The organism is Patescibacteria group bacterium (assembly GCA_041651355.1).
Classification (GTDB): Bacteria; Patescibacteriota; Patescibacteriia; order Patescibacteriales; family UBA12465; genus JAPLVX01.
In genome coordinates this window covers 307,184-322,231 of sequence record JBAZJK010000001.1, presented here as the reverse complement: position 1 = coordinate 322,231, position 15,048 = coordinate 307,184, and the positions used below count along the sequence as shown (strand labels likewise).

The 15,048-nt window shown below is 42.2% G+C and carries 17 protein-coding genes, 1 tRNA gene and 1 pseudogene; 1 reads left to right on the top strand and 18 read right to left on the bottom strand.

The genetic code is table 11. The annotated features are described in order from the left end of the window. Positions 1-48: 48 nt before the first annotated feature. The 18 genes from WC441_01575 to WC441_01490 form a co-directional block, all read right to left on the bottom strand. On the bottom strand, positions 49-624 hold the full coding sequence (locus WC441_01575; protein ID MFA5163197.1) for a phosphatase PAP2 family protein: 576 nt from the start codon (positions 622-624) through the stop codon (positions 49-51). Between the two features lie 132 nt (positions 625-756). Further along, positions 757-1,491 carry an aromatic aminobenezylarsenical efflux permease ArsG family transporter gene (locus tag WC441_01570; GenBank protein ID MFA5163196.1) on the bottom strand — a complete coding sequence of 245 codons (735 nt, stop codon included), beginning with the start codon at positions 1,489-1,491 and terminating at the stop codon, positions 757-759. Position 1,492: 1 nt separating this feature from the next. After that, positions 1,493-1,963, bottom strand: a complete 471-nt coding sequence (locus WC441_01565; protein ID MFA5163195.1) for a nitrophenyl compound nitroreductase subunit ArsF family protein — start codon at positions 1,961-1,963, stop codon at positions 1,493-1,495. 9 nt (positions 1,964-1,972) lie between these two features. Continuing rightward, positions 1,973-2,953 (bottom strand): permease, encoded by a 981-nt coding sequence (locus WC441_01560; protein MFA5163194.1) that lies wholly within the window; start codon positions 2,951-2,953, stop codon positions 1,973-1,975. Positions 2,954-2,961: 8 nt separating this feature from the next. Then, a complete protein-coding gene (locus tag WC441_01555) occupies positions 2,962-3,267 on the bottom strand; it encodes a thioredoxin family protein (GenBank protein ID MFA5163193.1) in 306 nt (101 codons plus the stop codon). After that, positions 3,260-3,574 carry a metalloregulator ArsR/SmtB family transcription factor gene (locus tag WC441_01550; GenBank protein MFA5163192.1) on the bottom strand — a complete coding sequence of 105 codons (315 nt, stop codon included), beginning with the start codon at positions 3,572-3,574 and terminating at the stop codon, positions 3,260-3,262. Before WC441_01550 ends, WC441_01555 begins: the two co-directional genes overlap by 8 nt. Positions 3,575-3,770: 196 nt before the next feature. Continuing rightward, positions 3,771-3,841: transfer RNA gene (locus WC441_01545), tRNA-Gln, on the bottom strand. A gap of 61 nt (positions 3,842-3,902) precedes the next feature. Then, the gene (locus WC441_01540) at positions 3,903-4,649 is read right to left on the bottom strand and encodes an ABC transporter permease (protein ID MFA5163191.1); all 747 of its coding nucleotides are present in this window, start codon (positions 4,647-4,649) and stop codon (positions 3,903-3,905) included. 4 nt (positions 4,650-4,653) lie between these two features. Beyond that, complete coding sequence (locus tag WC441_01535) at positions 4,654-5,436, bottom strand: ATP-binding cassette domain-containing protein (protein MFA5163190.1); 783 nt, start codon at positions 5,434-5,436, stop codon at positions 4,654-4,656. A 3-nt stretch (positions 5,437-5,439) separates the two neighbouring features. After that, positions 5,440-6,735, bottom strand: a complete 1,296-nt coding sequence (locus tag WC441_01530) for a divalent metal cation transporter (GenBank protein ID MFA5163189.1) — start codon at positions 6,733-6,735, stop codon at positions 5,440-5,442. Next, a complete protein-coding gene (locus tag WC441_01525; GenBank protein ID MFA5163188.1) occupies positions 6,732-7,160 on the bottom strand; it encodes a pyrimidine dimer DNA glycosylase/endonuclease V in 429 nt (142 codons plus the stop codon). Before WC441_01525 ends, WC441_01530 begins: the two co-directional genes overlap by 4 nt. A 1-nt stretch (position 7,161) precedes the next feature. Beyond that, entirely contained in the window at positions 7,162-8,643 is a 1,482-nt protein-coding gene (gene lysS, locus WC441_01520) for a lysine--tRNA ligase (protein ID MFA5163187.1), read from the bottom strand. A 150-nt stretch (positions 8,644-8,793) separates the two neighbouring features. After that, positions 8,794-9,252 (bottom strand): transcription elongation factor GreA, encoded by a 459-nt coding sequence (gene greA, locus WC441_01515; protein MFA5163186.1) that lies wholly within the window; start codon positions 9,250-9,252, stop codon positions 8,794-8,796. A 52-nt stretch (positions 9,253-9,304) separates the two neighbouring features. Beyond that, positions 9,305-10,714: an O-antigen ligase family protein gene (locus WC441_01510; protein MFA5163185.1), complete on the bottom strand. Its 1,410-nt coding sequence runs from the start codon at positions 10,712-10,714 to the stop codon at positions 9,305-9,307. Continuing rightward, complete coding sequence (locus WC441_01505) at positions 10,695-11,168, bottom strand: DUF192 domain-containing protein (protein MFA5163184.1); 474 nt, start codon at positions 11,166-11,168, stop codon at positions 10,695-10,697. Before WC441_01505 ends, WC441_01510 begins: the two co-directional genes overlap by 20 nt. Positions 11,169-11,172: 4 nt before the next feature. Further along, the gene (locus WC441_01500; GenBank protein MFA5163183.1) at positions 11,173-11,874 is read right to left on the bottom strand and encodes a glycosyltransferase family A protein; all 702 of its coding nucleotides are present in this window, start codon (positions 11,872-11,874) and stop codon (positions 11,173-11,175) included. Between the two features lie 5 nt (positions 11,875-11,879). Next, the gene (locus tag WC441_01495) at positions 11,880-12,908 is read right to left on the bottom strand and encodes a glycosyltransferase family 4 protein (GenBank protein ID MFA5163182.1); all 1,029 of its coding nucleotides are present in this window, start codon (positions 12,906-12,908) and stop codon (positions 11,880-11,882) included. 4 nt (positions 12,909-12,912) lie between these two features. Then, positions 12,913-14,346 (bottom strand): flippase, encoded by a 1,434-nt coding sequence (locus WC441_01490; GenBank protein ID MFA5163181.1) that lies wholly within the window; start codon positions 14,344-14,346, stop codon positions 12,913-12,915. A 103-nt stretch (positions 14,347-14,449) separates the two neighbouring features. Between WC441_01490 and rpmE the strand changes: the two are divergent. Continuing rightward, positions 14,450-14,683: pseudogene (gene rpmE, locus WC441_01485) on the top strand (50S ribosomal protein L31). Positions 14,684-15,048: the final 365 nt, after the last annotated feature.

The window sequence follows — 15,048 nt, the reverse complement described above, 5'->3', positions numbered from 1 at the left end:
TGGGATATAATTAGAACTGTTTTATTTTAAAAAAGAGAGCTCCAACAATTAAAAGCTCTCTCGAAATCTATTTTTAAATAAATAAAAATAAATGGTAGTCATTATTATTCCGACCAGTACATCAATCAAGTAATGCTGTTTCACAAAGATTACGGAAATCATGATAACTGCACCCCAAATCGCAAAGAGGTAGCGCATTATTTTTGATATACCAAGCAATCGAGCGGATAATAATGTTAGGAAAATTAAAGATACGTGCAAGCTGGGAAAGCAATTCCGCGGGTTATCGCAACTTAATAAGAATTTGTTTACCGCGCAAAGCGAATTGAAATCGTAATGCCTAGGAAACTCAACTGGGTAAAAAATAAATATCAAAGCATGAATAACCACTAAAAGTGTTGCCAACAAAATAAATTTTCTTGCCTCTTTTTTAATGGATAAACAAAAAGCGACAATATAAATGATCCAAGAAACGTAAGGAATCATCCAATATTCATTCATCGAAATCTTACTTTCAAATGGAAATAATGGAAACTCACGGGCGGTGAACAGCATTATATTGTTGGTTCCGAAATAAATTACTCCCCATAATAAGCCGAAAAAAATAACATTTTTAATTTTCACGGTCTAGGGTTTTAAAATTCTGCAATAATTATGTAATATAATTAATAATTTGTCAATATTAAAAACAAAAATAGACACAAATTAGCCTATTTTTATATATGATTACTCGCTTGGAGGGACTGCTTTCGGACTTTATTTGCCAATTTGTTGAAAAAAACTGACAAGATATGACAACAAAAATTGAGAATAATATATACCAACTAAAATAAAAATAGTTGCCACTAAATACCGCATTACTTTCTCAATTTTCTGTATAACAGAGAATGTCTTGCCAATCTTTTGAGTGCTATAAGCTAATAAAAAAGCAAAAATAACAACAGGCAACCCAGTTCCTAAGCCAAATATCGGGCTTAATAGTAGTCCGGAATGAGAATGTATGATTAATGGAATAACTGCCCCAAAAAATAAAGCACCGCTATATGGACAAAATGCTAATGCAAAGAGCATGCCCAATAGAAATGATCCAAGGTAGCCCTGTCTAGCCAGCCAAACTTTAGCTTTTTCTATTTTCTCACTTTTAAAATTGAGATTGATTTTTATAAACCCAAACATTAACAGGCCGATAATAATCATTACCAATCCCAAGACTTTATCGCCCCAACCTTGAAAAATTCCGGCTATTTTAAAAGTTGAAAAGCCAAAATAAATTAAGGCGGCGATGATTATATAACTTAAAGCTCGTCCCAAAGTATAATACAAGCCATTCCAAAGTGAGCGTTCGGGATTTTTAAAATCTTTGGAAATAAAGGCAACCGCCGTGATGTTAGTAGCTAAGGGGCACGGGCTAATTGAAGTTAATATTCCCAAAAGAAAGGCGGAAAGCAATGGTATATTATAATTATCTATTAGGCTATTTATAATTTCCATATTATTTTCCTAACTGGGTATTAAGTTTATCTTTTAAATAGCTCTTGAAAGCCTCTTCATTTGTAGTTAAGCGCCACACCTTAACATCCTGCGCAATAGCATCTTGCCCTTTAACAATAACATTTGTATACAGGGCTGAGCCGGTGGCTCCAAACTTTTCGGCTAATTCTTTGTTTTCCGGCAGATCAATATTTATTTCTCTAAATTCTATTTTTCCGTCTCGTAATTCCGGCTGAAAATATTCGTTAACAGTTTCGCCGGCTAGGCGGCCAATGGCAATACAGGTAGCGCAACGCTGAGTAGCATGAAAGAGATACACCTCTATTTTATCAGGCTTAACAATGTCTTTTACTGCTACAGTTTTGGAACTACCATCTTCGTTAAAATAGGTTATTTTTTGATCGCCAGAACAGCCTGTTAGGGTTAAGATGAGCGCCCCTAAAGTAATAAAGAGAAATATATTTTTCTTCATAATTTAATTTTATAAAATTATATTAAATAGATAACCCATTATTATAATTCCAATCGTTGTGATACCGAAAAAGATTAATAAAAGCGGCCAACGCATCACTTTTTTTATTATTATCGCCTCTGGCAGCGACAAGGTAACGATTGCCGTCATAAAAGCTAAAACGGTACCTAGGGGGGCACCCTTACCAACCAAGGCTTCCATTATTGGCAAAACAGTTACAGAATTAGCATACAGAGGAACGGCAAAAATAACTGCTAATGGAACTGTCCATAGTGATTTGGCTGACAAATATTGCCCAATTATATCACTAGGAATAAAACCATGAATAATAGCTCCAACGCCAACACCTAAGATTACGTAAGGATATATTTTTTTAGTTAAAGCAAAACCATCTAGCCAAAAATCTTTGAGAAGTTTTTTAAATTTAGGCTTATCCCCGTTAATAGTCGTCTCCATTTTAGCTCGTGACTTAATATTCAAAAATTCGGGCTTTACGTATTTTTCTAATTTTAATTTTTGTATAAGCATTCCGCCTAAAACCGCAATCGCTAACCCAAATAAATTATAAAGAATAGTTACTTTCATGCCGAACATCGCTGGAAATAAATATAATGAAGATTCATTAATAAGTGGTGAGCTAATTAAAAAGGCAAAGGTCACGCCTAGCGGTATTCTAGCAGCCATAAAGCCAATAAATAGCGGGATAGAAGAACAAGAACAAAACGGGGTGACTATACCAAGTAAAGCCGCTATTAGATAATTCATACCCAACCAACGCTTCTTAGTCAAAATATCCCTAGCCCTTTCCATGGGAAAATAATAATTTACAGCTGCCATTACCAAGTTTATAACTAACAATAAAAGCCCAATTTTTATCGTGTCGTAAATAAAAAAATTAACAGCATTAGCTAAATAAGAATCTTTAACTAATCCTAATAAATTGTAACTTACTAAATCCGCCAACCATTGTATAGGGTAAAAAATGTCCATATTTTTATTTAGCACTTACCACCACAAGAACAACTACTAATAGATTCTTCTATCTTTGGTTGGCTGTTTAAAGCAAGCAATTCTTTTATCTTTTCTAGACCGGGTAATTGGCCGACTAAGGCCACTTTACCGTTAATTGTTAAAACCGGAGATGACATCACACCAAGCTCGATAATCTTTTGAATATCGGTAATATATTCAACTTCTGTTTTTAACTCTAATTCAACAACTGCTTTTTGAGTTAATTCAAATAGTTTTTTACAAGTTGGGCAACCGGAGCCCAAAACTTGAATCGAGGTAATTTGCTTATTCATAGTTTTTAAAGAAATTGGTTAATGATAAATTATATTTTTTAAATATTATTGGATTAATAGAGTAATAGTTTTTCTTCCATTCTTGTCTAATTTTAAGCAAGCCAAAATCAAGCATAACTTTTAAATGACTAGAAACAAGATTTTGAGATAAATCAAGGTTAGGATATATTTCGCAAACACAGCGTTCCCCATTTTTGAGTAAGCATAAAATTCTTAAACGATTATCGTCACTGATAATCCGTAGAAACTTAGCGAGGTTAGAAAATTCCTCGGTTAGCTTTTTATTCGTACAACATTTTGCTTTCATAAATTTATATAATCAATTTATATTGATATGATACTTTTTAACAAAACGGCTGTCAAATAAAAAATAGGCAAAGGGATTCGAACTTTTTTAAGTCAATAAAATCAGAGCATTTGCTAAAGATAAAAAAATGTGATGTTATTTTCGAACTAATTAAACATAATAAAAACGGGCATTTCTGCTCGTTTTTATATAGGTGCTCGGGGACAGGGATTTGAACCCCGATTAGCAGGGCCAGAACCTGCTGTCCTACCATTAGACGATCCCCGAATCTAAAGCGCGGCATAAAGCCGCTGATTTATAATATAATAGACATCTGTCTCTTAGTCAATCAGGCCTCAATCCTGGAGAAAAGATAGCTAGCTACTATAAGCAGGATAACTATCAATATCCCAAGAACGGCAAAATCTGTAAACAAGGAAAAATGATTCAAGCCAGCCAAGACGCCACGAATAGCATCAACCCCATAGGACAGGGGGTCGACTTTAACAACAAGCAGCAAGGGCCGGGGTAATTCATCCAAGGGGAAAAAAGCACCTGACAAAAAAAACAGAGGCATAATCAAGAAATTCATGATTAACTGGAAGCCCTGCATATCCCTAACCAGAGAGGCGATGGCCGTACCAAAAAGAGTGAAAAGATAAGCGATCAGGAACATGAAACCAAGGGCCGGCCAAATGCTCCACCAATTATCCAAGCGGAAGCCGATCAAAAAAGATAAAAGCAGGACGATCAAGCCTTGGATAACAGCAATAGTCGCTCCGCCCAGATTACGGCCAACCATTATTTGCAAACGGGAAACTGGCGCTACCAACATCTCCTTCAAGAAACCGAACTGACGATCCCAGATTATCTCTAAACCGTTAAAAACGGCGGTAAATAAAATCGTCATCGCGATAACACCTGGCACCAAGAACTGGATATAATTGCCAGCCCCAGCCTTTTGGAAGATCGGACCGAAGCCGAATCCAAGAGCGACCATAAAAAGCAAGGGTTGTCCTAAAGAACCAATGATACGCGCCCGGGAACGTAAATAGCGCTTTATTTGCCTAAGCCACAGAATATAAATTATCTCCATATGTTTAATGGTGGAAACGGCGCCGCATCCGATCAAGACCGTCAGCCTTCTCCTCCCTGATCACCGAACCGGTCAGTTTTATAAATGCTCCTTCCAAGTCGTCCGTTTGCGCTTGACTCTTGAGCTCTGCCGGCGAGCCAATAGCTATTATCCGGCCATGGTCAACTATGATTACCCGGTCAGCCATCTTGTCCGCTTCCTCGATATAATGAGTGGTAAAGAAAACAGTCATCTTTTCTGTCTGGTTCAACTTCTTGATATAGTCCCAGATATGATGGCGAGTTTGGGGATCAAGACCTTGGGTGGGCTCATCTAGAAATAGTATTTGAGGATGATGCAAAAGACCCTTAGCAATCTCTAAACGCCGCTTCATGCCGCCGGAAAAGTTTTTGACTAATTCCCGGCGCCGATCAGCCAGCTCTACAAAACTAAGCAACTGGTCTATCTTCTCTTTCCGGCCCTTGGCTGGCAGATGATATAAAACAGCGTGTACCAGCATATTCTCATAGGCAGTCAACTCTTCGTCTAGGCTGGCGTCTTGGAATACTATCCCGAAAGCTTGCCGGGCGCGGTTCTTTTCCGTCACCGGATTAGCCCCAGCCAAAGATAGCTGACCGCCTGTCGGCTTCAAAACCGTTGTCAGCATCTTGATAGTCGTCGTCTTGCCGGCTCCGTTCGGACCCAAAAAAGCAACAATTTCACCGGCAGACACCTGAAAAGACAAACCGGATACGGCTGTAAAGTCTCTGAACTTTTTACTTAGATTATTTACTTCAATGATAGCCATAGCTTAGAATAGTGAACGCCCTAAAGTATAGAACATGATTATAGAAGACAGGGCCATGACGGCAAAAGTCCCCCAAACCAGGAAATTACTTACTCCCCCGCTCCGATACTCGCCCATAATCTTCTCGCTCCTGGCGATTTTAGCAATCAAAAACAACAAAGGGACGGACACGACGCCATTAAAGACGGCGGTAAACACCAAAGCCTTAATCGGGTCGATACCGATAAAATTGATGATGAGGCCGATAAGAGTCGCTACAATAATAACTCCATAAAAATGCTGGGCCTTCCTAAACCTATGGTTCAAGCCCTCATTCCAGCCGAAAGCTTCGGACATGGCATAGGAAGCCGAACCGGAAAGGACTGGAACGGCTAACAAACCCAAACCAATGATGCCAACAGCAAAAATAATTTTAGCTAGAAGCCCGGCATTAGGGAAAGTGTTAACCAGGGGCTCTAAAGCTCTAGCCGCATCTGCCGCATTAGCGACGTCTGTAATCCCGTTAGAATGCAAGACTGTGGCCGCCAGCACGATAATGCACCAAGCGGCTAAATTAGAAAACAGCATGCCGACAAAATTATCGATCTGGAGATTATGCAAGAATTTCTTCAGGCCCCGCGGAAAAAGGTTACGGCGCCAGATATGCTTGATTTTCTCCTCCTCTACTTCTTCCGAAGCTTCCCAAAAAAACATATAGGGAGAAATCGTCGTTCCCAGCACACCGGTGATGATGAAGAAAAAATTAAAGTCGAACTGGATGTTGGGGACAAAGGTATTCTTTAAGATCAAAAGCCAAGGTTCGCGCACCAAGAAAACCGTAATCGGATAAGACAAGAGAGCGATAACTAGCCATTTCAAGATCTTAGAATAATTCTTATAGGGTACGAAAATCTCAAGGACTAAGATCAGAGAGGTAAATACCAGGGCCAGAATCGTAAAATTAACCGGTATGATTAATTGGGCCGCTTCCGCCATAGCGCCGATATCAGCGCCGATATTGATAGTGTTAGCTAAAACGACCAAAGCCACGGCGAAAAAAAGGATTTTCTTATTATAATTCTTTTTAATGACCGCGGCGAGTCCTTGCCCGGTCACAGCCCCGATCCGGGCGCAAGCTTCCTGGGTGGCCACTAGGAAAGGCAGGATGCCGATCGTCGCCCACAGCTGGCTATAGCCGAATTGAGCACCGGTCTGGGTATAGGTAGCGATACCCGATGGATCATCATCAGCCGCTCCGGTAATTACCCCGGGGCCGGCGATCTTTAGAAGTTTTTTTATCTTGGCAATGATTTTTTTCATACTTTTTCCCAATCAGCCTTGCCGCCTTTGACAATTTTAAAAAGAGGCGCGGCGGCGATTGATTTAATAGCTTTCAGGCTCTTATGCCGAGCCTTATCCCTAACTAATAATTTAGCTAGAAGATGCTGGAATTCATAGGCCAGCTGCCCCTCATTTACAGTTATCTGTTTCTTAATCTTTTTAAAACTTATCTTGGCCGCCTGGAAATTATAGCCGCGCTCCTTGGCTTCTTGGTAGACGGCGGTCAGATAAGCGTTGATATCATGTAGCGCGTGAGGACTATCTTGGAAACGCTGCAATTGCGGGTGTCTCTTATAGCCTTTAGTCTTCCCTTCTAAGACTTTCTTGGCTAATAAGCCTTCCCGCCAGAGAGCTACTAAGCCTTTCTGGTCTAAATACCTAGGATGCAGGCTCCAAAGACGCATATTAAGCTCTCGGTTTCATTAAGGGGAAAATTTGGCATTCGCGCGCGCTCTTATTCATCAAGAAACTGAACAGCCTCTCACTGAAACCGAAGCCGCAAGTCGGCGGCATGCCATATTCCAAAGCTTCAACGAAATCATGGTCATACATCTGGGCTTCGTCATCGCCAGCCTCGCGCAAAGATTGTTGTTCCCTAAAACGCATATCCTGATCAATCGGGTTATTCAACTCGCTATAGCCATTGCCAACCTCGGAACCGGCAATAATCGGTTGGAACTTCTGGGCTAAATCCGGATTCTTTTCATCCCTTTTTGCTAAAGGAGAAACCGTAACTGGCGTGCCCACTAAGAAACCGGGACCAGCGATCTGCTTACGACAATATTTCCAAAGATTATCCATCGCTCTTGTAATATTAAAACCTTTATGATCATATTCAACCTTAAGCTCATCCAGCTTGGCCTTGATTTCCTTCTCGGAGGCCTTCAAGACATCGACGCCGGTCATATTTAAAACTGTCTCGCGGTAATCATAGCGCTCCCATTTCTTACCCAAATCAATATCAAAGCCTTTGATCTTGAATTTTAAAGTACCAAAAGCGGCCTGGGCGATATACTTATACATCTCCTCGACCAGTTCCATGCCCATCTCATAGTTAGCGTAAGCCCAATAGAATTCCATCTGGGTATAATCCTGCAGGTGTTCGGCGTCCATACCTTCATTGCGGAACTGCCGGCCGATTTCAAAAGTCTTTTCCAAGCCCGCCACCATTAATTTCTTCTGCCACAATTCGCCCATGGAGATCCGCAGATAAACATCCATATCCAAGGCATTATGATGAGTGACGAAAGGCCGGGCATCAGCACCGCCGGTCGTATTTTCTAAAACCGGAGTCTCAACTTCGATGAAACCGCGATCTAATAGGAACTGCCTGGTAGCTTGCCAAAACTTAGCCCGAGTCAGAACCATTTTTTTAGTTTCAGGATTGAGTAAGATATCTAAATATCGCTTCCGGAATAATTCCTCCTCATCTTTAAGGCCGTACCAAGCATCCGGAACCGGCCGCAAAGCCTTGGTCAGCAGGCGCCATGATTTTACCAAGACGCTTTCTTCACCTTTATGGGTCACGAAACAACTGCCCTCTACTTCAATGAAATCACCGCCATCCACCAACTTCACGAAATTCTTATAACTCTCGCCTCCTAGGTCATTCTTAGAGAGGGCGACCTGGATATTGCCAGAAAAATCTTCCAAGTTAGCAAAAGTCAGGTTGCCGTGGGTGCGCAGGCTGCGCAGGCGGCCGGACAGGAAAAAAATATCTGACTTCTTCTCTAATTGGGAAAATTTAGCTAGCACCTCGGCGATCATATGGTCGCGGCGAGCGGTCGCGGGATAAGGATCTAGGCCGAGAGCTTGCAAAGTTTCTAATTTTTTCAAACGGTCGGTCCGCTCGTTAGGGGCGGCCTCTTTTTTATCTGGATGATTCATATTTAACTAGCTTATTTTCTTGGTTTAACATGTCTTAATTTTAAGCGATTCGGCGGCAAAAGTCAAAAAAAAGACCATAAAATTATGATCTTTTTTAAACGACCAGCATGGAGATAAAAATTGAGGGGAAAATCAGAAAGCAACTGCCATCTACTCGATCTTCATGATCTTATATTTGATAACCCCGCGCGGAGTTTCCACTTCGACCATAGCGCCTTTTTTCTTGCCGACGAAGGCGAGTCCTAAAGGAGATTCATTGGAAATCTTGCCGTTAGCCGGATCAGCTTCGTTGAAACTGACAATCGTATAAGTCTTTTCCTGGCTATCGCTTTTTACGGTTACGACCGAACCCATCACCACTTCATCCTTAGAGCCATGACTGTCGACTACGGTGACGTTCTTCAAGATATTAGCCAGTTCCAGGATCCGGCCTTCATTTAAGGCCTGGGCGTCCTTAGCTTCACTGTATTCAGCATTCTCACTCAAGTCACCTAATTCTTTAGCGCGTTCGATCCGCTCAGCGATTTCCTTGCGCCTGACTTGGCTCAAGAAATTAAGTTCGCTCTGCAGCTTATCATAGCCCTCTTGCGAGATGATTTGCTCCGACATAATTTGCTGATTTAGATGTGATAAATAATTATGGAATTCAATATACCTTATCTTAAAAAATAAGACAAGAGCTGAAGAGGAGATAAGCGATGCCCAGCGGATGATTGAGATAGGGAGTGAAGACATTGGTCACTATCAAAAAGACTAAGGCTGAAATGATAGCTGCTTTTAAGGGCGTAGAGTTCTTAAATCCTTGGCGCAAGATTCGACCTAAGAGGACCAGATAAGCCAGGAGCCCTAAAAGCCCGATTTTCAAAAGGATATCCAGATAAGCCCACTCGAAGGCGTAGGTAGTATAATACCCGTCCGGATGAAGCTCTAGGATCCGCGGATCGCTGGAATGATAGCTGACAAGCGTTCCAAAACCCTGCCCTAAGACCGGCTCTTGCCAGGCTTTCTGCCACAAAGGCTTGAGCAAGGACCAGCGCGAAGCGATGGCTGCTTCGGATTCCAAAAAATTAGCGCGGCGCTGGAATAAGTCTGGTGAAAAAGAAACTAGAGATTTAGGATAAGGGAAAAAAGCCAAAACATAAATCAAGACCAGGCTACCGGCAGTCAGGCCCGCAACCAGTAAAGTTTGCTTCAACCAAATTTTCAAAGAATTCCTCTTAATTAAAATGAAGGCGGCGAAAATATAAGCCAAGAGCAACCCTGCCCAAAAACTGCGGGAGAAGCTGATCAAGGTTGTCATTAGGCATAAAGTTAAAAGCACATGATAGGCAAATTTCTTGCTGGGAAAAAATAAGAGGCCAAGGAAAGCGATCGGAGCATAGACCTGAGATTGCAAAAAGATTCGAGGCCAATTAAAACCGATATTAGTAATCTCGCCCACGCCGCTCACCCTGATCCAACGGTACAAGTGATAAGACCAAGAAAAATCATGAGAAAAAATAAAGAAAAAAACCAAGGTTTTAAGGCCTAACCAGATGACCGCTGCCAGAGCGACTAGCGCCAAGCGTTCATAAACCTTCTTATCTGGATTCTTGTAATACACGAAAGCTAAGGCCGGCAAGATCGCAAAAAACAGCCAGCCGTTGAGATCGGGCCACCAATTAGAACTCAAGCCATAATGCAGATAGCCCTGAACCGCGCCGATCAGGCAGAATAACAGTAGCCCGGAGAAATAATAAGGCAGAGGCAGCTGCCTTAAACGCGACCAAAGATTCTTTGCCTTCAAAGCATGATAGAGCCAGGCAATGATTATAATGACAAACAGAGCTAAACGCCAAGACCAAGGCCCCCAAGAGAACAGATAGCCCTTAGAAGCGATGATCATCTCCGCCACCAACAACAGGAGGCCGTACTCCAGGCGATAAATAGCCAAAGTAAAACTGGCGATAAGCACCAAGATAAAAACCCAGGGGCCTAGCACCGGCCAAGAAAAAGCTACCAAGGACAGGGCTTCCAAGAGAACGAAGCCGCCCAAGAAATAAAAGATTTTTTTACTTAAAATGGAGTCCATAAACCCGGTCGCCGACGCGTAGATTATTTTTCCTGGCGTAATCGCCTGTCAATTCCAAGACATAATCAACTGCTTCGTCGCTGCTATAGATTATCTGCGGATCGCTTCCCTCTGGCGGGGCCGAGCTGACGATCTTGACGATCTTGTTATCCGCAATAAAAATTATATCTAAAGAAAATTTCATGTCTCGCATCACAAAATCCTGGACCTCTTTTTTAGGAAAGACAAACAATAAGCCGCAATCGGCGCAAAGATCATTCCTTTGGCTCAGGCCCTTATAGCGCTCTGCGGCCGTATCCGCTAATTCTACAGAAATCGCTTGGTCATTGATATGCAACAAGTAACGGACCTCTTTCTTCAAATTATTAACCAAAAGCAACTCGAAGATACCCAGTAAGATTAAGATGATGATTACTAAGGCGAAAATAATAACGCGCCTCGTGCTGAGAAACATATATTTAATTCAGGCCGTGCTTAGCCTTAATTATTTTAACCGCTTTCTTATACCGTTTCACTGCTGGCAAAAAAGGCAGGAGATGATAGGCAAAGGCCGGCAGCCAAGTGCTGATCGTGCCTCCGGGGCTGACGGTAAATAAAACCTGGGGAATGAATAAACCATATTTTCCCATCTCCAGCATGGTCAACCATAAATCCCAATCTTGCAGCTTCTTAATGCTCTCATCCCAGCCGCTTTCTGGAAAATCACGCCGCCTGATCAAAGACATGGTGTGGATATAGGGCATCCGGCGCAACTTTTCAGGATCGAAGCTACCCACTTTGAATAATTTATTTCCCCAATTGAAAGATGAATAAGCATAACTGAAATCAGGGTTCTGCTCCAAGGCAGAGTGCATCACCTCCAAGGCGAAGCTTTCTAGAACGGCATCCGCATCGCAAAACAGGATATAATCACCGCGCGCTTCCCGGAAACCGCGATTGCGCGCCGCTGGCGCCCCGCTGTTAGTTTGGTTAATGAAAATAAAATGATTGTCCGGCGGTAATTTCTTGATGTAATCGATAAACAAAGATTCGGGCCCGTCGCTAGAGCCGTCATTGACAATGATTACTTCGTAATCGCGCCAGCTCTGACGCCGCAAGCTTTCCAAAGTCTTAATTAATTTTTTTGCCTGGTTATAGACAGGGATAATTATAGAAATCATAAATACTACTTGTCTTGATTAGTAATGGCCGTATAAATGAGCTGGGCTTGTTTGGACCAAGAAAAATCTTTTTCTGCCCTGGCCTTCCCTTGCTGGCCTAGCTTGTGCCTTAAATCAGGATCGGAAGCTAGCTTTAAAATCGCTTCCCTGATAGCTGGCAGAGAATGGCCATTAACCACTAAGCCGTTATAGCCATCGATGACGGCGTCCTTGATGCCGCCGCTGTTGCCGGCGATCACCGGCTTCCCAGCTAAATTAGCTTCTAAATAGACGATGCCGAAACCTTCGAAATCGCCGTCTAAATCGACTGAAGGCATGATAAAGATATCGCAAGCCTCAAGCCAAGACCATTTAGCTGCTTCAGACACGGATTCGATAAAGGTAACGCGACTGTCGGCAATCTGGTGTAAAGCGGCCGCTTCCGGACCTTGGCCGATAATAACATAACGGACGCCGGATGGCAAAGCTTTAATGGTTTCAGCGAAACCTTTTCTCTTAACCAAGCGCCCGATACTTAGCAGGATTATTTCTTCTTGATCCTTCCTAAGCTGAGGCAATTTTTCCCTTTCTTGATAATGACTAACGCCCGGATTAACGACCACGATAGTTGACGCTAAGTGGGGGAACTTCACCTTCAGCATCTCAGCCGTATAGCTATTGGCGCAAATAATTCGGTTGGCATCCTGGAGGATCAATTTCGCCAGCCAAGCTTTCCGCGGATGTTTGAGAGCAAAAGCAAGGTCCATGCCATGCAAGAAGACAGCGTATTTCAAACGGCGGAAACGCCAAAAAAAATGGACGACCGAACCTAAAGGCAGGACCTGGCCGACGATGATATAATCTATCTTATGCTTATAAACGGCTCGGACTAATTGGCAGAAATGGATGAAATACTGGCGGAAACGGCCATGCCGATTCTGGGTCAAAACAAAAATCTCCTCCCCTTCCGGCCAATGGCTCAGCATCTGGCCGTAGTAATTGGCCACCCCGCCCTTAAAGGGCGGAAATTCCTGCGTATAGAGTAAAGTCCTCATAGGTTTAGATCTTAAAGGATTTCCGGATGCTCGACAAATCCGCGCGCGTGAAACCCTTGAGCGCGAATAAAGATAAGAAATACATCAGGGCCCCCAAAGCTGTCGCCGCCACTAAAGACAGATATTCCTTACCATAAAAAACGATAAGCGCCATTAACAGCGCCGCTCCTAAAGCCTTGGCGATCATGATTAAGTTGCGCTGCGGCCGATAGGCGATAATCTTCCTGACCTGCCATACACCTAGGACTGTCATCAGGATATTGGTAAATAAGACCGTCAAGCTGGCGCCCACTGCTTGGAATCTAGGAATAAGGATAAGATTCAAAACCACACTCGCTACGGTCACGATTGCCATATTCCAAGTGTTGCGCCGCTGGCGGTCGCAAGAGTTAAGCAAAGAGCCGATCGGAAAATTGATAAAAATAAAAAACAAGGCCAGGATAGAAATCTGCAGAGGCAAAGTCGCGCCGCTGAAACCGGATTTAAAAATCAGGACTATCCGATCCGCTAAAGCGATCGCACCGCCGATAATCGGCAGCGAAATGATCACCAGGTAATTTACGGCCCGCTCGAAAGTGATATGGAGCTGATTCTTGTTATGCAGCCAATAATAGCTCAGGGCCGGATACAAAGAGGCGGTAAAAGCCATGGGCAAGAACTGCAGGGCGAAGATTATTTTAAAAGCTACCTGGTAGATGCCGGTGGCAGCACTACCCGCTAAGAAAGTCAAAAGGACGGAATCTAAATAAGTATACAGTCTTTGAAAAATAGCAAAGCCCGCGAAAGGCCAAGAGATAGTTAAAATCTCTTTAGCGACTACAGGATTGAAGCTGAAAAAAAGCTTGACCTTCATCTTCTTAACTAACACCCACCAGGCGAAAAAGAAATTATACAGGCTGGCTAGCGCTAAGGCGGCCATGATATAAACGATGTCTAGATGATAATATAAAGCCAGATAGCCGCCCAAAAGGACGATTGCCTGGAAACTAACCGAAGCGAAGCTTTCGTACTTAAGATTATGGAAACCGCGGCTAACAGCGAAAAAGGTGGTAGTAAAAGAATCAAGTACCATTGAAATACAAGAAATATAAACCAAATTCTTAGTTAAAGGATCAGAACCTAGAAGATTGATGCTTAAAATAGCCGCCCCTAAAGTAAAAAGGCTGAGCAGGACCTTGAGCGTCATGATATTGCTCAAATACCGGCCGGCCGTACTGGCAATCTTAGCGATTTCCCGGGTTAAAGCGTTGGCAAAGCCTAAATCTATCAAGATAGAGAAAATAGTCGTAAAAGACAGGGCAAAATAGTACTGCCCTAAGCTATGAGGCCCTAAATAACGGGCTAAAATGGCAAAATAAGTAAAAGAGATGATTTTCTGCAAAACCAGGGCTAGAGTCAAATATGAAGTATTCTTAGCAATATTATGAATCTTTGGCATATGGGCAATTATAACACCCCTTGATTAAATTTTAAAGTTATGATAATATCATATCATAAAAAAAGACTAATCCTAAAATTTTGCGTTAAGCAATTTTTATTTTATGAAAAAAGAAATCCATCCTAAATACTACCCTGACTGCCAGGTCACTTGCGTCTGCGGCCATAAGTTCACTACTGGTTCGACCGAACCGGAAATCAAGGTTGAGCTCTGTTCAGCTTGCCATCCTTTCTATACCGGTAAGCAGAAATTAGTTGATACGGCCCGACGGGTAGAAAAATTCACCGCCAAGGTCAAAGCTCAGTCCGAAAGCTCCCAGACCCGCAAAGGCAAAAAAGCCAAAAAAATCAAAAGGGATAGCCAAAAGAGCAAAAAGGAAGTAGTGGTCAAAACCAAGGATATCAAAAAAATAGCCCAGGTCAAATTAAATAAAAAATAGGATCAATAAAAAGCAATTAAGCTTGATTTTAGCGTATCTGTGCTATAATTAAGCCATAATTGCTTTTTTGTTTTAAAAAAAGGGACCATCAGTCGTAAGATTTTCCTAATTTTTGGCCTTGCTACCCTGCTGGCTGAAGGAAAACACGATTTAATGACGATCCCGTCGGCTATCTGAATGAGTCCTTGACTGTTTTTAAACAGGCTTCAAACATTCACTAGCCTAATTATTTAGTGACTATAAAATAACATATATACAATAAA